Source organism: Rhizobium sp. 01T444, assembly GCF_056398305.1.
Map to the genome: position 1 here is coordinate 56,616 of NZ_JBFTPD010000012.1, position 22,792 is coordinate 79,407.

At 60.1% G+C, this 22,792-nt stretch carries 28 protein-coding genes and 1 pseudogene; 16 read left to right on the top strand and 13 right to left on the bottom strand.

The genetic code is table 11. The features are described 5' to 3' along the window. The first annotated feature begins 90 nt into the window (after positions 1-90). The 11 genes from AC1DTN_RS17555 (at position 91) to AC1DTN_RS17605 (ending at position 10,010) form a co-directional block, all read left to right on the top strand. A complete protein-coding gene (locus AC1DTN_RS17555; RefSeq protein WP_113325272.1) occupies positions 91-2,325 on the top strand; it encodes a RelA/SpoT family protein in 2,235 nt (744 codons plus the stop codon). Between the two features lie 195 nt (positions 2,326-2,520). Beyond that, positions 2,521-2,670, top strand: a complete 150-nt coding sequence (locus AC1DTN_RS17560) for a DUF3563 family protein (RefSeq protein ID WP_018115599.1) — start codon at positions 2,521-2,523, stop codon at positions 2,668-2,670. A gap of 145 nt (positions 2,671-2,815) precedes the next feature. Further along, positions 2,816-3,406, top strand: a complete 591-nt coding sequence (locus tag AC1DTN_RS17565; protein ID WP_439014487.1) for a DUF2062 domain-containing protein — start codon at positions 2,816-2,818, stop codon at positions 3,404-3,406. A 34-nt stretch (positions 3,407-3,440) separates the two neighbouring features. Then, a complete protein-coding gene (acpS, locus tag AC1DTN_RS17570; protein ID WP_439014488.1) occupies positions 3,441-3,845 on the top strand; it encodes a holo-ACP synthase in 405 nt (134 codons plus the stop codon). Between the two features lie 114 nt (positions 3,846-3,959). Next, a complete protein-coding gene (lepB, locus tag AC1DTN_RS17575; RefSeq protein ID WP_113325277.1) occupies positions 3,960-4,703 on the top strand; it encodes a signal peptidase I in 744 nt (247 codons plus the stop codon). Further along, a complete protein-coding gene (rnc, locus tag AC1DTN_RS17580) occupies positions 4,700-5,416 on the top strand; it encodes a ribonuclease III (RefSeq protein WP_113325270.1) in 717 nt (238 codons plus the stop codon). The genes lepB and rnc overlap by 4 nt, the downstream gene beginning before the upstream one ends. Before the next feature lie 8 nt (positions 5,417-5,424). After that, on the top strand, positions 5,425-6,363 hold the full coding sequence (gene era / locus AC1DTN_RS17585; RefSeq protein WP_310382807.1) for a GTPase Era: 939 nt from the start codon (positions 5,425-5,427) through the stop codon (positions 6,361-6,363). Between the two features lie 251 nt (positions 6,364-6,614). Next, on the top strand, positions 6,615-7,367 hold the full coding sequence (locus AC1DTN_RS17590) for a Crp/Fnr family transcriptional regulator (protein ID WP_477921903.1): 753 nt from the start codon (positions 6,615-6,617) through the stop codon (positions 7,365-7,367). Between the two features lie 222 nt (positions 7,368-7,589). Then, on the top strand, positions 7,590-8,081 hold the full coding sequence (locus AC1DTN_RS17595) for a response regulator (protein ID WP_439014490.1): 492 nt from the start codon (positions 7,590-7,592) through the stop codon (positions 8,079-8,081). Between the two features lie 54 nt (positions 8,082-8,135). Beyond that, the gene (recO, locus tag AC1DTN_RS17600) at positions 8,136-8,906 is read left to right on the top strand and encodes a DNA repair protein RecO (protein WP_439014491.1); all 771 of its coding nucleotides are present in this window, start codon (positions 8,136-8,138) and stop codon (positions 8,904-8,906) included. A 108-nt stretch (positions 8,907-9,014) separates the two neighbouring features. Next, positions 9,015-10,010: an aldo/keto reductase gene (locus tag AC1DTN_RS17605; RefSeq protein ID WP_439014492.1), complete on the top strand. Its 996-nt coding sequence runs from the start codon at positions 9,015-9,017 to the stop codon at positions 10,008-10,010. Between the two features lie 8 nt (positions 10,011-10,018). On the opposite strand, the gene AC1DTN_RS17610 is transcribed toward AC1DTN_RS17605, so the two are convergent. From AC1DTN_RS17610 to AC1DTN_RS17620, 3 genes are all read right to left on the bottom strand, one after another. Beyond that, positions 10,019-10,876, bottom strand: coding sequence for an MOSC domain-containing protein (locus tag AC1DTN_RS17610; RefSeq protein WP_439014493.1), 858 nt, complete (start codon positions 10,874-10,876; stop codon positions 10,019-10,021). Positions 10,877-10,885: 9 nt separating this feature from the next. Continuing rightward, the gene (locus tag AC1DTN_RS17615; RefSeq protein WP_113324897.1) at positions 10,886-11,530 is read right to left on the bottom strand and encodes an HD domain-containing protein; all 645 of its coding nucleotides are present in this window, start codon (positions 11,528-11,530) and stop codon (positions 10,886-10,888) included. Between the two features lie 73 nt (positions 11,531-11,603). Then, positions 11,604-13,505, bottom strand: coding sequence for a putative bifunctional diguanylate cyclase/phosphodiesterase (locus AC1DTN_RS17620; RefSeq protein WP_439014494.1), 1,902 nt, complete (start codon positions 13,503-13,505; stop codon positions 11,604-11,606). 467 nt (positions 13,506-13,972) lie between these two features. Here AC1DTN_RS17620 and AC1DTN_RS17625 point away from each other — a divergent pair, with 467 nt between their 5' ends. Then, the gene (locus tag AC1DTN_RS17625) at positions 13,973-14,314 is read left to right on the top strand and encodes a hypothetical protein (protein WP_439014495.1); all 342 of its coding nucleotides are present in this window, start codon (positions 13,973-13,975) and stop codon (positions 14,312-14,314) included. A gap of 126 nt (positions 14,315-14,440) precedes the next feature. Then, complete coding sequence (locus AC1DTN_RS17630; RefSeq protein WP_310382817.1) at positions 14,441-14,956, top strand: superoxide dismutase family protein; 516 nt, start codon at positions 14,441-14,443, stop codon at positions 14,954-14,956. A gap of 1 nt (position 14,957) precedes the next feature. Here the strand turns inward: AC1DTN_RS17630 and AC1DTN_RS17635 are convergent, their stop codons facing one another. The 8 genes from AC1DTN_RS17635 to AC1DTN_RS17670 all read right to left on the bottom strand — a co-directional run bounded on the left by AC1DTN_RS17635 (position 14,958) and on the right by AC1DTN_RS17670 (position 20,155). Continuing rightward, positions 14,958-15,878, bottom strand: a complete 921-nt coding sequence (locus AC1DTN_RS17635) for a mechanosensitive ion channel family protein (RefSeq protein ID WP_477921904.1) — start codon at positions 15,876-15,878, stop codon at positions 14,958-14,960. A gap of 54 nt (positions 15,879-15,932) precedes the next feature. Next, entirely contained in the window at positions 15,933-16,463 is a 531-nt protein-coding gene (locus tag AC1DTN_RS17640; RefSeq protein WP_439014497.1) for a tyrosine phosphatase family protein, read from the bottom strand. Then, the gene (locus AC1DTN_RS17645; protein WP_113324903.1) at positions 16,460-17,068 is read right to left on the bottom strand and encodes an HD domain-containing protein; all 609 of its coding nucleotides are present in this window, start codon (positions 17,066-17,068) and stop codon (positions 16,460-16,462) included. Before AC1DTN_RS17645 ends, AC1DTN_RS17640 begins: the two co-directional genes overlap by 4 nt. Beyond that, positions 17,065-17,904, bottom strand: coding sequence for a CAF17-like 4Fe-4S cluster assembly/insertion protein YgfZ (ygfZ, locus tag AC1DTN_RS17650; RefSeq protein WP_439014498.1), 840 nt, complete (start codon positions 17,902-17,904; stop codon positions 17,065-17,067). Before ygfZ ends, AC1DTN_RS17645 begins: the two co-directional genes overlap by 4 nt. Positions 17,905-18,066: 162 nt before the next feature. Next, entirely contained in the window at positions 18,067-18,819 is a 753-nt protein-coding gene (locus AC1DTN_RS17655) for a hypothetical protein (protein WP_439014499.1), read from the bottom strand. Positions 18,820-18,838: 19 nt separating this feature from the next. Continuing rightward, the gene (locus AC1DTN_RS17660) at positions 18,839-19,096 is read right to left on the bottom strand and encodes a hypothetical protein (RefSeq protein ID WP_007820178.1); all 258 of its coding nucleotides are present in this window, start codon (positions 19,094-19,096) and stop codon (positions 18,839-18,841) included. A gap of 103 nt (positions 19,097-19,199) precedes the next feature. Beyond that, positions 19,200-19,670, bottom strand: a complete 471-nt coding sequence (locus tag AC1DTN_RS17665) for a TIGR02301 family protein (protein WP_439014500.1) — start codon at positions 19,668-19,670, stop codon at positions 19,200-19,202. Positions 19,671-19,738: 68 nt separating this feature from the next. Continuing rightward, positions 19,739-20,155, bottom strand: coding sequence for an NUDIX hydrolase (locus AC1DTN_RS17670; RefSeq protein ID WP_037095812.1), 417 nt, complete (start codon positions 20,153-20,155; stop codon positions 19,739-19,741). Positions 20,156-20,261: 106 nt separating this feature from the next. Between AC1DTN_RS17670 and AC1DTN_RS17675 the strand changes: the two genes are divergently transcribed. From AC1DTN_RS17675 to AC1DTN_RS17685, 3 genes and pseudogenes are all read left to right on the top strand, one after another. Further along, positions 20,262-20,582, top strand: a complete 321-nt coding sequence (locus AC1DTN_RS17675; protein WP_439014501.1) for a YnfA family protein — start codon at positions 20,262-20,264, stop codon at positions 20,580-20,582. A 95-nt stretch (positions 20,583-20,677) separates the two neighbouring features. Then, the gene (locus AC1DTN_RS17680; RefSeq protein ID WP_477921906.1) at positions 20,678-21,442 is read left to right on the top strand and encodes an SOS response-associated peptidase; all 765 of its coding nucleotides are present in this window, start codon (positions 20,678-20,680) and stop codon (positions 21,440-21,442) included. Between the two features lie 58 nt (positions 21,443-21,500). Beyond that, a pseudogene (locus AC1DTN_RS17685) lies at positions 21,501-21,633 on the top strand (amino acid transporter); the annotation flags it as partial. On the opposite strand, the gene AC1DTN_RS17690 reads toward AC1DTN_RS17685, so the two are convergent. Together AC1DTN_RS17690 and pssA are read right to left on the bottom strand one after the other, a co-directional pair. Next, on the bottom strand, positions 21,630-21,764 hold the full coding sequence (locus AC1DTN_RS17690) for a hypothetical protein (protein ID WP_018115574.1): 135 nt from the start codon (positions 21,762-21,764) through the stop codon (positions 21,630-21,632). The pseudogene AC1DTN_RS17685 and the gene AC1DTN_RS17690 overlap by 4 nt on opposite strands. 166 nt (positions 21,765-21,930) lie before the next feature. Beyond that, positions 21,931-22,776 (bottom strand): CDP-diacylglycerol--serine O-phosphatidyltransferase, encoded by an 846-nt coding sequence (pssA, locus tag AC1DTN_RS17695; protein ID WP_113324910.1) that lies wholly within the window; start codon positions 22,774-22,776, stop codon positions 21,931-21,933. Between the last annotated feature and the right edge of the window lie 16 nt (positions 22,777-22,792).

Here is a 22,792-nt window from a genome sequence, read left to right on the forward strand (position 1 = left end):
TCTTGCGCCTGTAAAGCTTAGGCATAATATTGCCCATGTGTGCGCCAATCTGCGATTGGCGCGCTTTTATTTTATTGGAGTGGCTTTGGAATGATGCGGCAGTACGAGCTCGTGGAGCGGGTTCAGAAATACAAGCCCGATGCCAACGAAGCTCTGCTGAACAAAGCCTATGTCTACGCCATGCAGAAGCATGGGCAGCAGAAGCGAGCGAGCGGCGACCCTTACATCTCGCATCCGCTCGAAGTGGCCGCCATCCTGACCGACATGCATCTCGATGAATCGACGATTGCAGTCGCCCTTCTGCATGACACGATCGAGGATACGACGGCGACCCGCGCCGAGATCGACGAACTCTTCGGCGAGGATATCGGCCGCTTGGTCGAGGGCCTGACGAAGATCAAGAAGCTCGATCTCGTCACCAAGAAGGCCAAGCAGGCGGAAAATCTGCGTAAGCTGCTGCTTGCCATTTCCGATGATGTACGCGTCCTGCTGGTCAAGCTTGCCGATCGTCTCCACAACATGCGCACTCTCGACCATATGTCCCAGGAAAAGCGCGCGCGCATTTCTGAAGAGACGATGGAAATCTATGCGCCGCTCGCCGGCCGCATGGGTATGCAGGACATGCGCGAGGAGCTGGAGGAGCTCTCCTTCCGGCACATGAACCCGGAAGCCTACGAGACTGTCACCAAGCGCCTCGAGGAACTGTCGAAGCGCAATGAAGGTCTGGTCAAGAAGATCGAGGCCGAACTGCGCGACCTGCTGATCGCCAATGGATTGGCGACTGCCTATGTCAAGGGTCGGCAGAAGAAGCCCTATTCGGTGTTCCGCAAGATGCAGTCGAAGTCGCTCTCCTTCGAGCAGCTTTCCGATGTCTACGGTTTCCGCCTCATCGTCGAGGATATTCCCTCCTGCTACCGTGCGCTCGGCATCGTGCATACGCGCTGGCGCGTCGTGCCCGGCCGCTTCAAGGATTATATCTCGACCCCGAAGCAGAACGACTACCGGTCGCTGCACACCACCATCGTCGGCCCGTCGATGCAGCGCATCGAACTGCAGATCCGCACCAAGCGCATGCATGAGATCGCCGAGTTCGGTATTGCCGCTCATACGCTCTATAAGGACGGCGCCACCAATGCCGATGGCGATATCCTCTCGCGCGAAAGCAATGCCTATTCCTGGCTCCGGCACACGATCGAGGCGCTCGCCGAAGGTGACAGCCCCGAAGAGTTCCTCGAGCACACCAAGCTCGAGCTGTTTCAGGATCAGGTCTTCTGTTTCACGCCGAAGGGCAAGCTGATTGCCCTGCCGCGCGGTGCGACACCGATCGACTTTGCCTATGCCGTTCATACCAACATCGGCGACACGACCGTCGGCGCCAAGATCAATGGCCGCATCATGCCGCTGGTGACCCGCCTCAACAATGGCGACGAAGTGGAGATCATCCGCTCCGGCGTGCAGGTGCCGCCGGCCGCCTGGGAAGAGATCGTCGTGACAGGCAAGGCGCGCGCAGCCATCCGCCGCGCGACGCGCATGGCGATCCGCAAACAATATGCCGGTCTCGGCCACCGCATCCTGGAGCGCACCTTCGAGCGCGCCGGCAAGATCTTCTCGCGTGACGCCATGAAGCCGGCCCTCCACCGGCTGGGGCAGAAGGATGTGGAAGATGCGATCGCTGCCGTCGGCCGCGGCGAAATGTCTTCGCTCGACGTGCTGCGCGCCGTCTATCCCGATCATCAGGACGAGCGCGTCACCGTCAAGCCGGCCGGCGACGAGGGCTGGTTCAATGTCCGCAGCGCCGCGGGCATGATCTTCAAGATCCCCGGCAAGACCAAGGCCGATCTCGATGGCGAGCGCGCCTCCACCGAGAGCGATCCCGATATCGTGCCGATCCGCGGCCTCTCCGGCAATGTCGACGTCAAGTTCTCGCCGACCGGCGCCGTGCCCGGCGATCGCATCGTCGGCATCATGGAAAAGGGCAAGGGCATCACCATCTATCCCATCCAGTCGCCATCGCTGCAGCGCTTCGATGATCAGCCGGATCGCTGGATCGACGTACGCTGGGATCTCGATGAGGCCAACAAATCCCGGTTCATGGCTCGCATCATGGTCAACGCGCTGAACGAGCCCGGCACGCTGGCTAAGGTGGCGCAGACGGTCGCAAGCCTCGACGTCAATATCCGCATGCTGAACACGGTACGTGTGGCCGCCGACTTCACCGAAATGGTGCTGGAAGTGGAAGTCTGGGACCTGCGTCAGCTGAACCAGCTTCTCTCTCAGCTCAAGGACCTGGACTGCATCGCGACGGTCCGGCGCCTCTACGAGTAGGAATTTATTAAAGTTTTGCCGATCGCAAAATTGCGCTTTGCATATTTTGTGATCATTTAATGGCCGAATCGGCATATTGAAAAGGCAAGCCATGCGCCCTCTGCATGGCTGTGCTCCGGTTACAGCGGTAGTAATTAACCGTTGCCGCGACTATCTTCTGGTCATCAAGAAATGAAACGAAGATGAGGCAAAGCAATGTTTGAACCGATCAGGAAATTCGCCCGCGCCCTTCGCGCTCCGACCGCTCAGGAACGTGAAATGGCATATCTCAATGGCTCGCATGACCGTATTGATCTTGAATATCGTCAGCGTCAGGTCGATCGCGGCATCTTCCGTAATCGCTAATCACTGAGATATACTTGACGTAAGGAAGGGGGCGTTATGCATGGTCCACGCCCCTTGGAAGAAAAGAAGAATAGACGGCCTGTTTGTGAAGCGGTTCCATTTGCCGCTCTTGTCATGGCGGTGTGCACTGCACTAAATACGCGCCATGTTGTTTCGCCGTCGCAAGCCTGCGGGATTTAAGGAAAAGCTGCGAGAGCTCGTATGGCCTCGCAAGGGTTTTCTGCGCCCGCCAAAATATCTCATGATGCGCGTCCTGCGCCTGACTGCCTCGCCGCATGCCGTTGCGGTGGGCGTCGCTGCGGGTGTCTTCGTTTCGTGGACACCCTTTATCGGCGTGCATTTCGTCATGGCCTTCGTGATCACCTATTTCCTGTCGGGCAATATGGTGGCGGCGGCACTTGGCTGCGCGGCCTTCGGTAATCCGCTGACCTATCCCTTCATCTGGGGCATTACCTGGGAAGTCGGCCACCTGCTGCTCAGCCGGCAGGACCAGATGGCCGGACAGACGATCGATCTTGCTGAGCTCTTCCACAAGCTGCAATTCACGGAACTCTGGAAACCGGTGCTGGAGCCGATGCTGATCGGCGCCATCCCGCCGGCGGCTATCACCTCGGTTGCGCTTTATGTACTGACATTCTACACCGTGAGGGGCTTTCAGGCGCGTCGCCGCGCCCGGCTGATGGAACGTGCGCGTCTCAGGCTCGGCGATCCCGCCACCGAGATGCCGACCGTCTGAGCCCGAAGCAGTTCTATCCCGAAAGGCCTCTCGCATGATCATCGGCATTGGCAGCGACCTCATCGACATCAGGCGCGTGGAGAAATCCATCGAGCGCTTTGGTGAGCGCTTCACGCATCGCTGTTTCACCGAGATCGAGCGTGCGCGCTCGGATCGCCGCGCCAACCGCGCCGAATCCTATGCCAAGCGCTTCGCCGCCAAGGAGGCCTGCTCCAAGGCACTCGGCACCGGGCTTTCGCAGGGCGTTTTCTGGAAGGATATGGGCGTCGTCAACCTGCCGAGCGGTAAGCCAACGATGCAGTTGACGGGCGGTGCCGCCACCGTCCTTGAGGCCATGCTGCCGGCCGGCCATAAGGCCGCCATTCATTTGACAATAACGGATGATTATCCCTTGGCTCAGGCTTTTGTGATCATCGAAGCGCTGCCGAATGCCGTATGATAGCGACGTCTCGTCGCTTTTAATGCTGTCGTTATTGCCGCCACCGGCCGAAGCCGCTAGAGAGAACATCAGAAAGAAATGCGCCTTCATGGCGTCTTGAAGGAATAAGACTGCGTGTCCGAAAAAGTCGAAGCCAAGCCGAATGCCCTCTGGGAAAATATCAAGGTCATCATCCAGGCTCTCGTCCTGGCAATGATTATCAGAACTGTCCTGTTCCAGCCCTTTACCATTCCCTCAGGCTCGATGATGCCGACCTTGCTGGTCGGTGACTATATCTTCGTCAACAAATTTGCTTACGGCTATTCGAAATATTCGCTGCCTTTCTCGCCTGACATTTTCAGCGGCCGCATTTTTGGTTCCGATCCGAAGCGCGGCGATATCGTCGTTTTCCGTTTCCCGCCGAATCCTGAGGTCGATTACATCAAGCGCGTCGTCGGCCTTCCGGGCGATCATATCCAGGTCACCGAGGGTATTCTCTACATCAACGGCAAGCCGGTTCCGAAGGTGCCCGATGGCACTTTCAACTCCGACTACAAGCTCGATCCGGGCCAGGACGTGCCGGTGTTCCGCGAGACGCTGGATGATGGCAAGACCTATGATACGCTCGACCAGTCGCCGGTTTCTCGCGGCGACAACACCCGCGAGTTCATCGTTCCGGAAGGCCATTACTTCATGATGGGCGATAATCGCGACAACTCGCTCGACAGCCGCTTCGACGTCGGCTTTGTCCCGGCGGAAAACCTTGTCGGCCGCGCCAGCGTCATCTTCTTCTCGCTGGGCAACGATACGTCCTTCCGCGAAATCTGGAAATGGCCGACCAACATGCGCTGGGACCGTCTCTTCAAGGTTGTTGAATGAGCAAGGCGCAGGCGCTCTCAGCGGCGGACCGCGCAAAGCTTGAAACCCTGATCGGGCATGAATTTGCCGAGAAGGAACGTCTTGACCGCGCGCTGACCCACGCCAGCGCGCGCACCGACAAGGGCAATTACGAGCGGCTTGAATTTCTCGGCGACAGGGTTCTCGGGCTCTGTATCGCCGAGTTGTTGTTTCGCACCTTCGGTGCCGCGACCGAAGGCGAGCTTTCGGTGCGCCTGAACCAGCTCGTCAGCGCCGAAACCTGCGCGGCAGTTGCCGACGAACTCAATCTCCACCTCTATATCCGCACCGGTGCCGACGTAAAGAAACTGACCGGCAAGCGCATGATGAACGTGCGCGCCGATGTCGTCGAAAGCCTGATCGCCGCGCTCTATCTTGATGGCGGCCTGGAGGTCGCCCGCCGCTTCATTCTGCGCTATTGGGAGGGCAGGGCGGTGCGTGCCGATGGCGCCCGCCGTGATGCGAAGACCGAGTTGCAGGAATGGTCGCACGCCAAATATGGCGTCACGCCCGTCTACCGGGTTGAAGAACGCAGCGGACCGGATCATGATCCGCGCTTCAAGGTGACTGTAGAAGTCGCTGGCGTTGCACCGGAAACAGGCATAGAGCGCTCTAAGCGCGCCGCAGAACAGGTCGCCGCGACGAGAATGCTCGAGCGCGAAGGCATTTGGCAGTCGACATCTGCCGGAAATTGACGGGATCAATGACAGAAGAAAACGAAATGGCGGCCGAAAGCTCCGCTGAAAGCAATCCGACGCATTCCGGCTTCGTCGCCCTGATCGGCCCGACCAACGCCGGCAAGTCGACGCTGGTCAACCGCCTCGTCGGCGCCAAGGTGTCGATCGTCAGCCACAAGGTGCAGACGACGCGCGCCATCGTGCGTGGCATTGCCATCCACAACAACGCGCAGATCGTCTTTATGGACACGCCCGGCATCTTCAAGCCGCGCCGCCGCCTCGATCGCGCCATGGTCACATCCGCTTGGGGTGGTGCCAAGGATGCCGATCTCATCATGCTGCTGATCGACAGCGAACGCGGTCTGCGTGGTGATGCCGAAGCGATTCTCGAAGGCCTGAAGGATGTTCCCCAGAGGAAGATCCTCGTTCTCAACAAGATCGACCGCGTCAATCGCGAGCTGCTTCTGGCGATTGCCGCAACTGCAAACCAGAAGGTTGAGTTCGAGCAGACCTTCATGATCTCGGCAGAGAACGGTTCAGGCTGCGACGATGTGATGGATTATCTGGCAAAGACCCTGCCGGAAGGCCCCTGGTATTATCCGGAAGACCAGATCTCCGATCTGCCGATGCGCCAGCTCGCCGCCGAAATCACCCGCGAGAAGCTTTTCCTGCGCCTGCATCAGGAGCTTCCCTATTCCTCGCATGTCGAGACGGAAAAATGGGAAGAGCGCAAGGATGGCTCCGTGCGCATCGAACAGGTCATTTATGTCGAGCGCGACAGCCAGAAGAAGATCGCACTCGGCAAGGGCGGCGAAACGATCAAGGCGATCTCATCGGCGTCGCGCCGCGAGCTGGCGGAAATCCTTGAACAGCCAGTCCATCTCTTCCTGTTCGTCAAGGTGCGTGAGAACTGGGGCGATGATCCCGAGCGCTTCCGTGAAATGGGCCTCGAATTTCCGCGCTAAGGCATATCGCGCAAAGTGTACAGCGGTTTTGCGATAACAACATGCGAAAACAAGAACCTGGAGCGCGACAAGCGAATCTGAAAGATCGCGACGCGCTTTAGTTTGACGAGAAAACTGACAAGGGGCACTCAGTCCTTTGTTTTTCTATAAAAATCGCTGCCTGTTCCAAGGAACAAATCGGCCTGCCTGCGCATTGATCTGCCAACGGCGCTGCACCCTGCAGCGCCGGTTTTTGCGACAGCAGGGACAAGATGGCGACGGCAAAACCCACCCATTCCTTCAAGACGCCCTGCGAGCAGTGTCCGTTGCGGCCATTGCCGCATTTCCGGGAGTTCAGCCGCGACGAGCTGGAATTCGTTTCGACATTCAAAAGGGGCGAACTGGCCGTCGATGCCGGTGCGACCATCCTGGTCGAAGGTGCCCACAGCGCCCATCTCTTTACAGTGCTCTCAGGCTGGGGCTTCCGCTACAAGATGTTGGAGGATGGCCGCCGGCAGATCCTGAACTACATCATGCCGGGCGACCTGATCGGCTTGCAGGGTACGATCATGGGCGAGATGCAGCATTCGGTGGAGGCCCTGTCGCCGGTGACGCTCTGCGTCTTCGAGCGCGACAAGCTGATGACCCTTTATAACAAGCACCCTTCGCTTGCCTTCGATATTACCTGGATCGCGGCGCAGGAGGAGCGCATTCTCGACGAGCACCTGTTGAGCATCGGCCGTCGTACGGCACTCGAAAGAGCCGCCTATCTCATCGCCTTCCTGTTTGAACGCGCAAGGAAGCTCAACCTTTTCAACGGCCGCAATGTTATCCCGATCACGCAGCAGCATATTGCCGACACGCTTGGTCTTTCGATCGTTCACACCAACAAGACCCTGAAAAAGCTTGCAGGACGCAACCTGATCCGTTGGCAGGAGCGCGGCTGCGACGTGCTGGACGGGGAGGGGCTGATGCAGATGGCCGGCTGGGAAGGACTGCGCGAAGGAAAGCGCCCTTTCATCTAAAGCATGTCGCACAAAACTGTGCAGCGGTTTTGCGACAACGACATGCGCCAAACAATAACTTAAAGCGTTGCGAGCGGATCTGAAAGATCGCGACACGCTTTAGAATCTCTCCCGGTCGGATTGGTCAACCTTGATGTCTTTTTTAAATGCAAATTGGCGTCAGGGAAACTAGAGTCACGTCATCTTTCCTCCGACTTTCGTTTTTATCGACCGGAGACAAAAATGTGGCTATTCAGTTATGGTGGGCAACCACCGTCAACGGTCCAGGCGGGGTACCGACGGAATGATGTTTGCAAAAAGGCCGAAGCGCTGCAATGTTTGCGCTTCACGAGGGGCATGGAGATCATGAACGCAAGAACCCGTGTTCTGGTCCTGGAAGACAGTCTGATCATCGCGATGGAGGCGGAGGACATCCTGCGCCTCGTTGGTGCTGATACCATCGATATTGCCAATAGCGTCGATCAGGCCAGGGACGCAATCCAGGTCGCGGATTACGATTTCGCGCTTCTCGACGTGAATCTGGGAGAGGCGATGAGCTTCGATTTCGCGCGCGATCTGTCGCTGGCCAATATTCCGTTCGGCTTCGTTAGCGGCTATTCCGATACGCAGGATTTCCCGACCGACCTTCAGGATGTGCCCCTTCTCGTCAAGCCTTTCGATGAGAATGCGATGCGCGACTTCCTCCAGAAGCTTTTCCCGTCGCCGGCGGAATGACATAGTTCGAGCCGTGGTTTAAAATGGATCGGCAGGCTGAAGGACGGTTTTCCGATGCAATGGCAGGACCAGGCGATCATTCTTGGCGTCAAGCGCCACGGCGAGACGAGTGTCATCGCCGAGGTGATGACACGTGAGCGCGGCCGTCATCTCGGTCTCGTTCGCTCCGGCCGTTCGCGCACCATGCAGCCGGTGCTGCAGCCCGGCAATGAGGTGGAAGTCACCTGGCGTGCCCGGCTGGATGAACATCTCGGTGAATTCCGCCTCGAACCGGTAAAGCTGCGCGCCGCACGGCTGATGGAGACGGCGACCGCCGTTTACGGCGTGCAGGCCATGGGCGCCCTTCTGCGCCTGCTGCCGGAGCGCGATCCGCATCCGCATCTCTTCGAGGCTTTGGAAGTCATCCTCGATCATCTCCACAATCCCACCGATGCCGGTGAGCTTTTCGTACGTTTCGAGCTTGCGGTGCTGAACGACCTCGGCTTCGGGCTCGATCTTACCGAATGTGCGGCGACAGGGACCCGCGCCGATCTCGCCTATGTCTCGCCGAAATCCGGCCGTGCCGTGAGCCGTGGTGCCGGAGAGCCTTGGGCCGACAAGATGCTGGTTTTGCCGGCATTCCTGAGTGTGCAGGAAAACCATGCGGCCGATTTCGAAAGCCTCACGGCAGCATTCCGTCTGACTGGATTCTTTCTGCATCGCCATGTCTATGAACCGCGTGGTCTGGAGGCTTCGGCAGCGCGTGAAGGTTTCGTTCAAGCGGCACTCAAAGCGCTGAATCCGGCTGCGCGGACGCTTCTACGGCCGGATGAACTTTCTGCCTGAACGGCTTTTCATCCCTGCAAAACGGTCTTCAGTTTTGGCGGTTTACCCCCACGCGCCGCATCCCTATCTCTCCGGCAACGGAAAGTCTAAGCGCTCAAGGAGGAAGCCATGCTGACCAGGCCCGATACATCGACCACCATCACGCTCTGGAACGGGCAGGAGGTTCCCCGCCTCGGCATGGGCTGCTGGGCGATCGGCGGTCCGTTCTTCGCGGGCGATACGCCGCTCGGCTGGGGCGAGGTGGACGACAATGAATCCATCGCCGCGATCAACCGCGCGATCGACCTTGGCATTCGCTTTTTCGATACGGCCTCGAATTACGGCGCCGGCCATTCGGAAGAGGTTCTGGGACAGGCGATCGGCAATCGCGCCGACATCGTCATCGCCACCAAGTTCGGCTTTGCCACCAATCCGGAGACGAAGCAGGCGACCGGTGCCTTTGCCGATCCGGCCTTCATCCGCCAGTCCGTCGAGACGTCGCTCCGCCGGCTGACACGGGAGCGCCTCGACCTCCTGCAATTCCACATCAATGATTTTCCGCTGGATCAGTCCGACGAGGTCTTCGATACGCTGCAGGCCCTGCGGACGGAGGGCAAGATCGATGCATTCGGCTGGAGCACGGATTTCCCCGATCGCGCTGCCCGCCATGCCCGCCGCCCCGGCTTCGTCTCGATCCAGCATACGATGAACGTCTTCGAGCCCGTGCCCCAGATGATCGATGTCGTCGAGAAGAACGGCCTCATCTCCATCAATCGCGGTCCGCTGGCCATGGGCCTGCTGACAGGCAAGTTCACGCCGGACAAGGCCGTGGGCGCCAAGGACGTGCGCGGCGCAGCACTCGAATGGATGATCTATTTCAAGGATGGGCGTATCGCGCCCGAATTCGCCGCAAGGCTCGACGCCGTGCGCAGTCTGCTCACATCTGAGGGACGCACGCTGACGCAGGGCGCGCTCGCCTGGCTCTGGGCGCGCTCGCTGCGCACCCTGCCCATTCCCGGTTTCCGGACCGTGGCCCAGGTCGAGGAAAATGCCGGCGCACTGGAAAAGGGTCCATTGCCGGCCGATGTGATGGCGGAGATCGACGCGGCACTTGCCGGTGTCTGAGACCGGGTTCAGGCTCGGGCACGAACCTTGAAGGTCCAGCCTTCCGGCCGCGCATCGATGATCTTCACCTCGTCGCCGATCGCGACCCTGCCGGTACCGCGCGGGGTCACGTTCCAGCCGAAAAGCGGACCAGGCACGCGCCGGTCTCCCGACATGCGGATGCGGCCCATGGCGGGCATGGGGTTCGCCACCTCGCGTGAACCCGTCAACTGGTCCTGTGTCGTCATGATGCAGCGGGCGCAGGGCTTGACGAGGTCGAAGCGGATGCCCGCGATCTCGATCGCAGCCCAGCGGTCCTCGGCCCAGGCCTCGTCCGTGTCTATGACGATATTCGGCCGGAAGCGCTCCATGCCGATGCCGCCTTCGGCATGGGCCGAGAGATCGGCGTTCAGCGCCGTCAGCGATCCCGTCGTCGTCACCAGGATCTGGTAGCCGTCGGTAAAGGTGACCGGTGTGTTTTCGCCTGCCCATTCGGCATTGGCCGTTCGTTTGGCAGCACCGTCGAAGAAGACGAGTTTCACCGCGCGGCCGAGCCATTCCGAAAGTCTGGCATTGCTGTCATCGTCGGCAACGGCAGCGCTGACGACCGATTTCCAGACCGTGACATCGAGCCGCCGGTCCGGATGCGGCGGCGGTACGGCGATGTCAGGCTCGCCCTGCATCATCAACCGGAAGGCGCCGGCCTCGGGCCGTACGTCGATGCGGGCAAGGGTCGGGAGCTCGCGCTGCGTAATGAAATGTCCGTCCGCGTCCGTCACCATGGCGCGCCGGTCGCCGGGCAGGCCATAGGCATCGATCTCGGTAAAGGGCAGGGCGATGCCGCGGGCGCTCTTGAGCGGGTAGATGAAGAGATCGCTGACACGCATCATAGGCTCCTAGATTTCATCCATAAATGCCGCGAGGAAGTCGCGCAGGCTCCTGTCGCGGGCTGCGGCCAGTTCGCGGCCGGTCCGGGTCTGGAAACCATCCGCCAGTTTGAACAGCTTCGTCTGGAAATGGTCAATCGCATAACGCTTGTCATCGAGCGGCCGGTCCTCGGAAGCCGGATCGAAAGGATCGTAGAGGCCCGATCCGAGCCGACCTGCAATATAGAAACAGCGCGCCGCGCCGACCATGCCGATGGCATCCAGCCGGTCGGCATCCTGCAGGATTTTCGCCTCCAGCGTTTCCGGCGGCACGTTCGCCGAGAAGCTGTGCGCGGTCACCGCATGGGCGACATCAGCGATATCCTCATCGCCCCATCCAAGCTCTTTCAATATCCGCGACGCTTTTTCTGCGGCGAGTGCCGATGCCTGGGCGCGCAGCGGCGAATTCTTCTCGACGGCGACGCAATCATGCAGCAGAACGGCAGCGGCCAGCACGTGGCCCTTGCCGCCTTCTGCGGCGTGGAGGCGCATGGCATTACGGAAGACACGCAGGATATGGGCGAGGTCGTGGGACCCGTCGTCACCCTCGGTCGCATGTGGAATGAGCTCCACAGCCAGAGACTCGTGGGGAGAGAAGGCTTCGGCCTTGAACATCGTCGTCACCGGTTTTCAAAGGGTTCGTATACCGTCGATAACGGCTTGGCCGGCGAGTCGCAACGTGCCGAGATCAGCGCCGGAATTTGGCGAACGGCGTAATGCCATTCGCCTTTGGCGGCATGGACAGCATGCGGGTCGCATCGCCAAACGGTTTTGGGGCGCTGATATAATAGCCCTGGATCTCGTCACACGCTTCGCGTTCGAGCAGCGCCATCTGCTCTGCGGTTTCCACGCCCTCCACGGTCACGCGCATGCCAAGCGCATCGCCAAGCAGGATGATCGCACGCATGATCGCATGTGCTTCCCTGTTCTCGGCGATGTCGTTCACGAAGGACTTGTCGATCTTGATCTTGTCGAACGGGAAGCTCGAGAGGTAGCTCAGCGACGAATAGCCCGTCCCGAAATCGTCCATGGAGATGCGGATGCCGCGTTCCCTGAGCGCATGCAGGATCGGCATTACCTCATCACGATTTTCCATCAGCACGCTTTCGGTGATCTCCAGTTCGAGACGCGAAGGAGAAAGTTCCGCGGCAGCAAGCGCCTCGCCGACATCCTTCGGCAGGTCGCTGCTGCTGAACTGGATAGCCGAGACATTGACGGCAATCTTGATATCCTCGGGCCATTGCGCTGCATCGTTGCAGGCGCGGCGTAAAACCCAGCGGCCGATATCGACCACGAGGCCGACCTCTTCGGCAAGCGGAATGAAATCCATCGGCGAGACCCGGCCGCGCACTGGATGATTCCAGCGGATCAGCGCCTCGAAGCCGCAGATGCGATGCTGCGTCAGGTCGTAGAGCGGCTGGTAGTGAAGTTCGAATTCCTCGTTGTGCACGGCAGCCCGCAGGTCGGCCTCCAGCGCGTGACGGGCCTGCATCTTCTCGTCCATCTCGACGGTGAAGAAGCGTTCATGCCGGCGCCCGTCCGCCTTGGCGTGGGAGAGTGCCATCGCCGCATTGCGCAGCAGCTTGTCGGTCTCGACAGCATCGTCAGGGGCAATCGAAATGCCCATGGAAACACTGAGTTCCACCTGCTTGTCGCTGCGGAAGAAGGGTTCGCTGAGCTCACGGCGGATCTGGTCGGCAAGTGCTGTGATGTTCCACGGCTGCTGGCGGTGCGTCTGCAGGATCGCGAATTCGTCCGAGCCGAGACGGGCAAGAATGTTTTCCGAGCCGGCCGAGGCGCGGATGCGCTCTGCGACCTGCTGCAGGATCTTGTCGCCAGCAGAAACACCCATCGTATTGTTGATCGACTTGAACCGGTCGAGATTGAGATGCACGAGCGCGATCTGCTCGTCTTCCTTGCGCTCGGCAAGGGCCGCATCGAGCTGCTCGCGGAAGCGAATGCGGTTCGGCAGACCGGTCAGCGGATCGTGATGGGCGAGATAGGTAATGCGCTCGGCGGCCTTGCGGTCTTCGGTAATGTCGGCATGGATGGCGATATTGCTGCCGTCGGCAAGGATGGTAACGACGCTCTGGATGATGCGGCCGTCATCCATCAGCCATTCGCGCCGACGGATGCGTCCTGCCTTCGAGGAAGCTCCCTGGCCTTCCTTCCTGCTGCGTGTCCTGGCACCGGCCTGCTCGGTGCCACGCGTCTTGTGCATCAGGTCGGCAATCGTGGTGCCGGGCGTGACATCGCCGTCGCTAAAGCCGAAGAGCTGGCGGAAGCGCAGGTTGGAAAGGGTCAGCCGCTGGTCCGCATCGAACACGCTGAGGCCGAGCGGCAGGTTGTTCAGGACAATTTCGAAGAGCTTGCGCTGTTCCGCAAGGGCCTGCGTGGTGGAACTGATCGTTTTCTGCAGTTCGCGGTTTTCGATGAGCAGCGTCCCGGCGCTGCGCTCGATTTCATCATATTCGCTTTCATGGCTGCGATAGGTCGCGATGACGAGCTCCATCAGATGCTCTGCATCGATCGATCCGTCCTCATCGACGGCCTGCGTGCACTGTTGCCAGAAAAGCGTCTCAGCTTTCATGCGCACGAGTCCCCTCGCGGGACGATTGCGATGGAAGCATGGCAAAAGGCGAAGGCGTCTTCGACTGGCAAAGGTGCCATATCGAGCCGGGCATGAAAAAGACCTCTCTAAAATGGATGCAAGAATCATTTTTTGTAAGCAGCAGGTGGCCATTTCCGGCAACTCGCAGGCGGCATCTTCTACCGGGCCGATTAATAATCGGTTGCAACTCCCGGCCATTATAGCTAGCCGGCAATTTGCGTGTATCTCGCAAACTACTGAAATACCGAGGAAACCTGGCTTTTTGAGGCAATTGGAAAGTGCCGCGGAAATGGGTCGTTACACTTTGTCAACTATGGTTAATCGAGTGTTAACAGCTTATTGACCGAAGCCGCAAATCAGTTTAGTCAACAATCCAGTCCTTGATATTTCCCACCCGCGTATTGCGTACAGACTCTCACCGGAAGAAGCGGTGAACGGAGGTTTGTATGACTGTTATTTCATCAGTTCCAGACATCTCTTATGCATATTTGGCAACGCTCTCGCGGCTTGATGCCAATGGTGACGGCGTCTTGAGCCGCACGGAACGTGCGGCAGATGAGAAGCCCGGCATCATCAGAGAGTTTCTCGAAGATGATGATGGCGATAATACGCAGCCGAAATATCCGAGCAGCCTCGTCGCGCTCATGATGGAATACAGCGACAACGGCTCGGCAACCGGCACGGCCGTTCCCTATGCGCTGCAGCAGGTTGCTCCTGATGCTGATGACCAGGCGATGCAGATCTATCGCAATACCTACGGCGAGTTCGATCTCGGTATCGCCGCCTGAGCCTTAGTCGTAGACTGCAGAAGTCGAGCCGGCCTCGTGGCCGGCTTTTTCTTGCCTTTTATGCAGGCAGGAACACCTTCCCTCGTGAGGCGTTGGGACACAGTCCCCGAAACGGAAGGAAACCTGATGAAAATCATATGCACCATCGCTGCCCTCGGGCTGCTTGCGGCGGCGTCCCAAGGCTTTGCCCAGGACAAGCAGACGGCGACGGCAAATTTTATCGGCCCTGACGGCAAGGAGGCCGGCCGCGCCACACTCACCGCTGCGGCCAATGGTGGTGTCTTCATCGAGGCGGAAATCTCCGGCCTGCCCGTCAATAAATGGGTCGCCTTTCATATTCATGAGACCGGCCGCTGCGATGCCGCGACCCATCACGAATCGGCCGGCGGTCATTTCAATCCGACCAAGGCCGAGCATGGTTTCCTGGCCGCCAAGGGACCGCATGCCGGCGATATGCCGAACCAATATGTCGGTCAGGACGGCATCCTGCGCGCACAGGTCTTCGACACCATGATCTCGCTCGACGGCAAGGAGGATGGTGTGCGTGGCCGCGCGCTGATGGTGCATGCCGATTCCGATGATTATCGAACCCAGCCTTCGGGCGGCGCCGGCGACAGGATCGCCTGCGGCGTGATCAAATAGGTTATGGCTGCGTTTGCGCGGACGTCTTCGGCGTCCTCTTGCGGGCCGAAACCCTGACCTGCGCTTCCTCGCGTGCCGGTTCGGGAACGGGAGCGTTCGAAACCTCCGCCGGAGCGTCGCCAACCTCGCCCCTTTTGTCAAAGGCAAGCTTGACGCGCTTGATCATGTCGCGACTGAGGCTCCACCAGTCGCCGGTCGATGCCCAGTAGCGCAACGTCACGCTGACCGCACTGTCGCTGAGACTATCAATGAAGACACTCGGCGCCGGCGTCTTGAGTACGCGCTTGTCGGCGGTTGCTAGCTTCATCAGCGTCTCCATGGCGAGATCGAGATCGTTCTGATGCGTAATGTTGATCTTCACTTCGTTCTGCCGCGTCGGCTGGCGGCTGTAATTGGTGATCGGCGTGTTCCAGAGCGTTGAATTGGGTGCCAACCGGTAGAGACCGTCTTCGGTTCTAAGCTCGGTGGCAAACAGGCCGATCTCAAGAACCGTTCCCGAGACGCTGCTCGTCTCAATATATTCCCCGACGCGGAACGGGCGCAGCACGAGCAGCATGATGCCGGCAGCGATATTCTGCAACGTGCCCTGCAGCGCCAGACCGACGGCAAGGCCGGCGGCGCCGAGTGTGGCGATAATCGATGCCGTCTGCACGCCGAACTGCCCGAGAACGGTGACGAAGACCAGCACCAGCAGCGCATAGCGCACCACATTGGTGAAGAAACGGGCGAGCGTCTCGTCGATGCCGCGTACGCGCGAGATGCCCTCATAGGCCCAGCGGCTGATGAGGCTCGCCGTCACCCAGCCAACGATGAGCAGGATGATCGCCCCGAGGATGGAAAAGGAATATTGTACGGCAAGCGCGCTCGCCTGATCGAGCGCTGAGCGGGTTGCAATGATAAGGTCGGTGGCCTGCTGTTCCATCACGTACTCCTCGAATGCCTCGTCGGGGGCTAGATGGAGCAGGGGTGAGGAGCGTCAACCGTTTGAATCGCCCCTGACGGTCAGCACGAAGGGCGCGTTGCCGTCGGCGTCTGCACCGCGGCCGATGGCTCTCACGGCATCGACGAGCCGGCCGCGCCGGTCAAGCAGCGCATCGCCGATTTCGACGATCCGGGCATTCGGCGTCGCATAGGGCGAGGCGGTTCGCAGCCGCCGGGTAAGCGCCATATCCTCCTGCTCGGGCGCGAGCGAGAGAGCCGCTATCAGCGCCGCGGCAGGCGAGCGCGACACGCCCATCCAGCAATGGACGAGCAGCGGTGCTTCCTGCTGCCAGCCGGCGGCAAAATCGATGATCGCCCGCACATGCTTTTCGTCGGGCGCCACCAGATCGCCCGTGCCCTTGAAGGCAATATCGTTCATGTTGAGCAGCAGATGCCGGTCGGCCTTGATGACACCTGGCCGGTGAAAGGCCTGCTCCTTTGCCATCAGGCTGATCATCTCGCGCGCCTTGTGCCGCACGGCCATTTCGGCGATGCGCGCCAGTGGGGAAACCACGATCACGGTCACGACGCGATGCCCCGCTCCGCCTCGATCTCAGCGAAACGCTCGCAGAAGAGCCGCTGCGCTTCGAGCGCCGGGACGGGATCGATCGAGAGCATGTCCCGGGTGATACCACGCGGCTGACCGAAGAATTTTTGCGCCTCCGCAGGCGTGAAGCCGGCAAGGACAGTTGCCTCGAAATAGGCGGCGATCGTATCGGCCTTCTTGATCTTGTCCTTGAGCTCGCGGGAGGGGTGCGGCGGCAGGCCGAAACGCAGATGCACGGCCGCTTCCAGTCGCTTCTCGACGGTCTTGTATCCGCCGCCGACGACGGCCTTGAAGGGGGAGATCATGTCGCCGATCACATATTCGGGCGCGTCATGCAGCAGCGCCATCAGGCAATCGCCGGGTGTGGCCTCATTGAAATGCCGGAAGATGGATTCGACGACAAGGCAGTGCTGCGCAACGGAAAAGGCATGGTCACCCGACGTCTGGCCGTTCCAGCGGGCRACGCGTGCAAGTCCGTGGGCGATATCGCTCAATTCGACGTCGAGCGGTGAGGGATCGAGCAGATCGAGCCGCCGGCCGGACAGCATGCGTTGCCAGGCACGTGGAGCCTTCGCAGTCGTCACGCGCTGGCCTCGTCTGAGGAAGTCGGGAAGCTGAGCCCGGACCAGGCGGGCAGGCTGAGCGTCACGGAAACATCGCCGGCAAGCAGCGGCGTGCCGGATGCCATGGCTTCGCCTGCGCGGTCTATGCGCACGATCGCCAATCCGCTCGACCCCTCGACGGAGCCGAGCATGCCGACCGGCTTGCCATTGGCGGTTATTTCGGTGCCGCTTGCAGGCAGCGCAGTCCCGGCCGAAACGGTCACGACACGGCGTCGTGCCGTGCCGCGATGCTGCATGCGGGACACTACTTCCTGGCCGACATAGCAGCCCTTCTTGAAGGAGAGGCCGCCGTTGAAATCCATCAGCACATCATGCGGAAAAGCGTCCTGAAGCGCATAATCAGGTCCTGACGTGACGATGCCATTCTCGATGCGCAACGCATCGTAGAGCGCCGCATCATCGCTGCCATGATGACCGGCACGACGCAGAACGGTAACATCAGCCTTGGCAAAGCGACTGTCCTTGACGCCTTTTTCGGCATCCTCGCCCCAGGAAACGGTAACACCATCTTCGGCACCTGGCGTCAGCGTCACCGGCGCGCGCAGGCGATACATGGTCAGCCGCTTCAGCAGGGCTTCTCGTTGGGTCGCATCCGTTTCGATGATGAAGTCATCACCCTCGCGCCAGATGACGAAGTCGAACAAGATCTTGCCCTGCGGCGTCAGCAATGCGCCCGGCCGCGCCTCGTCCGCACCGAGCGAGACGATGTCTGTGGTGATCAGATTCTGCAGGAAGGATTCTGCTTCCACGCCGCCGACGGCAATGAGCGAGCGGTCTTTCAGGAATACGGCTGGCATGGCGAAACCTGTCGCGTTGGTGATCGCTCAGAGGTAAGTCTTTGAAGCGGATGGTGCAAGCGCTCTACAGTATCGGCCCGAAAATCGGAATCGATTTTCAAAAAGCCTGATGCGTAGATTCAAGGAGTTAGTGCGTCCGAATGGACGCACGGCGCTCCAGCGTCAGTCGCCGGCTGTGAAAAACTTCCATTTGCCATCCGGCGCAATGCCGACGCGATAGAAATTATAGCCGCCGAATTCCTGCATGTCGGAGAGATCGCCTGCCGTGACGATGCGCAGGAGTTCCACGCGTTCCGGCGGTGTCAGCGATTTCAAGTCTTTTTCAGCAAAATAGGGCCAGACATACATTTCCTCGGGCGTGCCCTGACCGACATGCACGAAACCAGTCGAGATAACGTCGAGCATGATCGCGAGGATCTCGTCGCCATCAGGATCGCCGGAGAGATCCTTCAACGTGCCGATTGGATCATCCGTGGGTTCGCCGACCGTCACCTGGGTCTGATCGGCACCGGTCCCCATCAGCGGGCGCAGGCGTTCGAGATCGCCTGAGGCGGCCGCCTCGACGATCTGTTCGCGCATCTTGCGCACCGGTTCCGGCGCCTTGCTGATGTCGTAGATCACTTCGACGGGTTTGGAATCGTCGGATGCGCCTGGCGTCTTGTCGACGCTCTGGCCGCTCTCTTTGTTGACGAGCGGATCTGGCTGGGGAATGCCTGACGAACCGTTCTGCGGTGGAGCCGGCTGCTGTGGGCTCTGCTGCGCCGTGGCAGGCGCATCGGCCTGGCCCGGGATCTTCTGAAGTTCGGAAAGCGCGTAGGCGGAAGAAGCGGACAGCATGCTGCCTGCGGCGAGGCCGATGGCAAGCAGGACCGGCGCGAGCGAAATTCGCGAGGAAATATCTTTACCGGTACGCATGAGACTCTCTGTATTGCCCCTATTGCAGGGTCCTGTTGGTGGAAAACTCACCTGCCAGCATGCGGTCGCGCAACGAGTCCAGCAAGGCCTCGGCACTGTTTTCTCCATGCAGTCTGATCGTCTCGCGCAACGCATGAGCAATCGCAGCATCGGCAATGATTTCAGGCTCGATACCATCGGCCATGCCGTCAGCCCAAGCCTCGTTCTGGTATTCCAGAGCCGCCTGCATCTTTTCGTGGACGATCATGTCGTCGATGTCGTTGAGGCTTGGTTCCATTATCTTTTCCTCAGAACTTCTCATGTCTTACCGCTACGTTAACAACACTAACAGCCTTTTCCCAAAACGACACGGCCGCATGCGAAATCAGGTTAATTAAACGTTAATTTCCAAAGCGCGAAGTAATTTCTGTGGCAAGTGTTGCACCTTCGTTACGGTAGCGCTCTTCTGCCACGATGGCCGCCTGCGTGCAATCCGTGTAAACAGAGGCGAATGCTCGGTATCCGCGATTGAAGGCTGCGGTCAGTTTTTCCTTGCGCTGCGGCTCCCCATTCGTTTCGGAATCAAGTAGTTGCTGCATGTCGGCCCGCCATTCGTCCGCCCCCGGCGCCTTGCAGAGCGTACGCAGATAATGCACCGAGCCCAGAACCTCCGCCAGCCGCGCCAGCTTGTCGTCATAGGGTACGGTCGCAACCTGCGGCACTATCTCCTCCACCGGCGGAGGCGCATTCTTGCCGCCCTGCGCCCCACCTTGCGCCATTGTGGGACCGGCCCCGACGAGGCCGCCAAAGACGAGAGATGACAAAACAACGCGTCGAACGGGAATCATGCTCCCAGTTGATACAGGGAGCATGACAGGAACAAGGCGGATGCGGCAATTTCCACTTCTATTCTAGTTCCACTTCTATTCTAGCGAGGGCCTCATTCACCGGCGGCCAACCGCTCCGCGCATTCGAGCACGCTCTGTGGCACCGGCATGCGCCGGATCTCTTCCACGCTGTACCATCCGATCGCTGCCGCATCGTCGGCGGCTTCAGCCACCAGGTGGCGGTCCGCCTCGACGCGGAAGACGGAGAGGAAGAAATGGCTGCTGATGCTGCCATCGGGTGCATGCGTCTTCAGGTCATAGGTGGAGAACAGGCGCGGATTTCGTGCCTGAATGCCGGTCTCCTCGAGGAATTCGCGCAGTGCCGTTTCCTCGGGCGTCTCGCCGGGTTCGCCTCGTCCACCGGGAAAGGCATACATATCGGCCGAAGGCGGGTTTCGCCTGAGCACGAGAAGGAACCGGCCATCACGTTCAAGGATGGCGGAAGAGGCGGGTTTGGCTTGGGAGGTCATTGCTTCGCACGCTTTGCTGTGATGGCGCCTTATCCCACGGGCGGCTCACCTTGCGCAACTGTCGGCATTGCATGGAATATGGTTCCACGATTCCTGCGAGATGCCCGTGACCTACCTGATCTATGCCCTTGCCGCCCTCTTCGAAATCGCCGGCTGCTTCGCCTTCTGGGCCTGGCTGCGGCTGGCAAAGCCCGTCTGGTGGCTGGCGCCCGGCATGGCGTCGCTGGCGCTCTTTGCCTGGCTGCTGACGCTGGTGCCGAGCGAGGCGGCCGGGCGCACCTTCGCGGCCTATGGCGGCATTTACATCGTCGCCTCACTGCTGTGGCTATGGCTGGCGGAAAACCGCGTTCCCGATCGCTGGGACATCGGCGGCGCGATGGTCTGCCTCGTCGGGACGGCGATCATCCTCTTTGCACCGCGCAGTTAGAACAATTCCGCAAAAGATGTGCAGCGCCCCCCATTTGGAATTGCTTGAGGGCAAACCGCCTTGACCGATGTCGGGCACGATGCAAAGACATCCCCATGTGCGGACGTTTTGCCCTGACAGAAGTGGTCAAGGATATCGCCGAAGCTTTCAGTCTCGCCGAGCTGGAAGGCTTTCCGGCGCGTTACAATATTGCGCCGACGCAGCCGATCCTCGTCGTCATTGCGGGCGAAGGGCAGGAACCGGGCAGCAACCTGCCGGATCGCCGGGCGCTTCTGGTGCGTTGGGGCTTCACGCCGGRCTGGGTCAAGGATCCCAAGGAATTTCCGCTGCTGATCAATGCGCGCTCGGAAACCGCAATCGGCAAAGCCTCCTTCCGCGCCGCCATGCGCCATCGCCGCATCCTCATTCCGGCCTCCGGCTTCTATGAATGGCATCGACCCTCAAAGGAAAGCGGCGAGAAGGCACAGGCCTATTGGATCCGGCCGCGCCGCGGCGGCGTTATCGCCTTTGCCGGCCTCATGGAGACATGGTCCTCGGCCGATGGGTCTGAGGTCGATACCGGCGCCATCCTGACGACCAAGGCCAACAGCGCGATCTCTTCGATCCACGACCGCATGCCCGTCGTCATCAAGCCGGAGGATTTTTCCCGCTGGCTGGACTGCAAGACGCAGGAGCCGCGTGAGGTCGCCGACCTGATGCAGCCGGTCCAGGAGGATTTCTTCGAGGCGATCCCGGTCTCCGACAAGGTCAACAAGGTCGCCAATATGGGGCCGGATCTGCAGGATCCAGTGCCGCTCGAAAAGGTGCCGAAGCAGCCGCAGAAAAAGACATCTGACGACGGCCAGCTCAGCTTCTTTTGAAACCCGAACCCACCATCCTGTTGAATGGAAAACCCGGTGATCTCTGCCAGCCGGTTTTGGCCAAGAGGCGCGTCTCTTTCAGCCCATTTTTGCCAGACCCGCCGCATGGCGGGTTCTGGATGTCCGTATCCGGCATCGTCATGAGCCTGCTGTCAATCAGCCTGCTCGTGCGCTTCTTCGCACTCGCTTAGGCGAGTTTCTTGACCGGCGCCGGCTTTGCCATCATCGAGGCCGCAGCCACGGCCTTGAGGCCGAGCGGGCGGTAGTTGGTCGCGAGATCCGGCTTGGCTGCCTGCTGCTGTTCCGACTTCTTCGAGGTCACGATACTCTCCTTACGTGTTTCTCTAGAATTTTATCTGTCTTGTTCTTTTGTCTTTAATAGCGACAAAAGCGAGGCACCGCCTATCAGGAAATGTAAACACAGACCATAATTCGCGAGGCTTAACCGAAGCCTGCGTTCGTTAATACTTACTTAATAAAGTAGATGCTCAGATGTGGCGACCGATGTCGTCCTCGCCGATACCGGGTTCCTCGATGGTCAGCGTGCCATATTTGCGCTTCCACTTTCGCGCGCCGAAGGGCAGCGAAATGAGGTAGGCGCAGACGGTGAAGACCATCACTTCCCAGGTAAAGCTCATCAGCAGCGCGACGTAGATCACGACACCGAGCATGGCTGGCAGCACGAGATCACGCCGCATCCGGCTTTCGGATTTACCGGACCAGACAGGCAGGCGGCTGATGAGCAGGAAGGCGATGAGGACCGTGTAGCCGGAGGAGAGAAAGGCGAAGGTCCGGTCGGTGGTGAGGCCGAGGAAGCCGAGATAGACAGGCAGAAGCACCAGCATTGCGCCGGCCGGGGCCGGCACGCCGACGAAATATTCCGATTGCCAGGGCGCGCGGTTCTCGCGCTCCGACATCACGTTGAAGCGCGCCAGTCTGAGGCCGGCGGCGATCGTGTAGATGAGCGCCGCGATCCAGCCCAGCGAACGCGCCGCGTCAAGTGCATAGACATAGACCACGAGGGCAGGGGCGACGCCGAAATTGACGATATCGGCAAGCGAATCCATCTGCGCACCGAATTTCGACGTGGCCTTCATCAGCCGCGCGACACGGCCGTCGATGCCGTCGAGGAATGCGGCGACGAGCACCATGGCGACAGCCAGCTCGTAGCGGCCTTCGAAGGCAAGCCGGATGCCGGTCAGGCCGGCGCAGATGGCAAGGATAGTGATGAGGTTCGGAACGACGAGCCGGATCGGAATCTCGCGCAGGCGCGGCCCGCGGGCCGAATCGTCGTTCGGGCCGTTCGGTTCGAAGGGCGGAAAGGGTGTTTCCATATCGCGCTCTCCTGAA

Bases quoted from the DNA above. Each gene is read 5' to 3' on its own strand.
- ygfZ (WP_439014498.1), bottom strand. From the start codon at position 17,904: ATGCCAGCCGTATTCCTGAAAGACCGCTCGCTCATTGCCGTCGGCGGC.
- AC1DTN_RS17655 (WP_439014499.1), bottom strand. From the start codon at position 18,819: ATGCGTACCGGTAAAGATATTTCCTCGCGAATTTCGCTCGCGCCGGTC.
- era (WP_310382807.1), top strand. From the start codon at position 5,425: ATGACAGAAGAAAACGAAATGGCGGCCGAAAGCTCCGCTGAAAGCAAT.
- AC1DTN_RS17555 (WP_113325272.1), top strand. From the start codon at position 91: ATGATGCGGCAGTACGAGCTCGTGGAGCGGGTTCAGAAATACAAGCCC.
- AC1DTN_RS17615 (WP_113324897.1), bottom strand. From the start codon at position 11,530: ATGTTCAAGGCCGAAGCCTTCTCTCCCCACGAGTCTCTGGCTGTGGAG.
- AC1DTN_RS17665 (WP_439014500.1), bottom strand. From the start codon at position 19,670: ATGCTCCCTGTATCAACTGGGAGCATGATTCCCGTTCGACGCGTTGTT.
- AC1DTN_RS17595 (WP_439014490.1), top strand. From the start codon at position 7,590: ATGTGGCTATTCAGTTATGGTGGGCAACCACCGTCAACGGTCCAGGCG.
- AC1DTN_RS17630 (WP_310382817.1), top strand. From the start codon at position 14,441: ATGAAAATCATATGCACCATCGCTGCCCTCGGGCTGCTTGCGGCGGCG.
- pssA (WP_113324910.1), bottom strand. From the start codon at position 22,776: ATGGAAACACCCTTTCCGCCCTTCGAACCGAACGGCCCGAACGACGAT.
- AC1DTN_RS17670 (WP_037095812.1), bottom strand. From the start codon at position 20,155: ATGACCTCCCAAGCCAAACCCGCCTCTTCCGCCATCCTTGAACGTGAT.
- recO (WP_439014491.1), top strand. From the start codon at position 8,136: ATGCAATGGCAGGACCAGGCGATCATTCTTGGCGTCAAGCGCCACGGC.
- AC1DTN_RS17625 (WP_439014495.1), top strand. From the start codon at position 13,973: ATGACTGTTATTTCATCAGTTCCAGACATCTCTTATGCATATTTGGCA.
- acpS (WP_439014488.1), top strand. From the start codon at position 3,441: ATGATCATCGGCATTGGCAGCGACCTCATCGACATCAGGCGCGTGGAG.
- AC1DTN_RS17610 (WP_439014493.1), bottom strand. From the start codon at position 10,876: ATGCGTGTCAGCGATCTCTTCATCTACCCGCTCAAGAGCGCCCGCGGC.
- rnc (WP_113325270.1), top strand. From the start codon at position 4,700: ATGAGCAAGGCGCAGGCGCTCTCAGCGGCGGACCGCGCAAAGCTTGAA.
- AC1DTN_RS17660 (WP_007820178.1), bottom strand. From the start codon at position 19,096: ATGGAACCAAGCCTCAACGACATCGACGACATGATCGTCCACGAAAAG.
- AC1DTN_RS17620 (WP_439014494.1), bottom strand. From the start codon at position 13,505: ATGAAAGCTGAGACGCTTTTCTGGCAACAGTGCACGCAGGCCGTCGAT.
- AC1DTN_RS17605 (WP_439014492.1), top strand. From the start codon at position 9,015: ATGCTGACCAGGCCCGATACATCGACCACCATCACGCTCTGGAACGGG.
- AC1DTN_RS17635 (WP_477921904.1), bottom strand. From the start codon at position 15,878: ATGGAACAGCAGGCCACCGACCTTATCATTGCAACCCGCTCAGCGCTC.
- AC1DTN_RS17590 (WP_477921903.1), top strand. From the start codon at position 6,615: ATGGCGACGGCAAAACCCACCCATTCCTTCAAGACGCCCTGCGAGCAG.
- AC1DTN_RS17560 (WP_018115599.1), top strand. From the start codon at position 2,521: ATGTTTGAACCGATCAGGAAATTCGCCCGCGCCCTTCGCGCTCCGACC.
- AC1DTN_RS17565 (WP_439014487.1), top strand. From the start codon at position 2,816: ATGTTGTTTCGCCGTCGCAAGCCTGCGGGATTTAAGGAAAAGCTGCGA.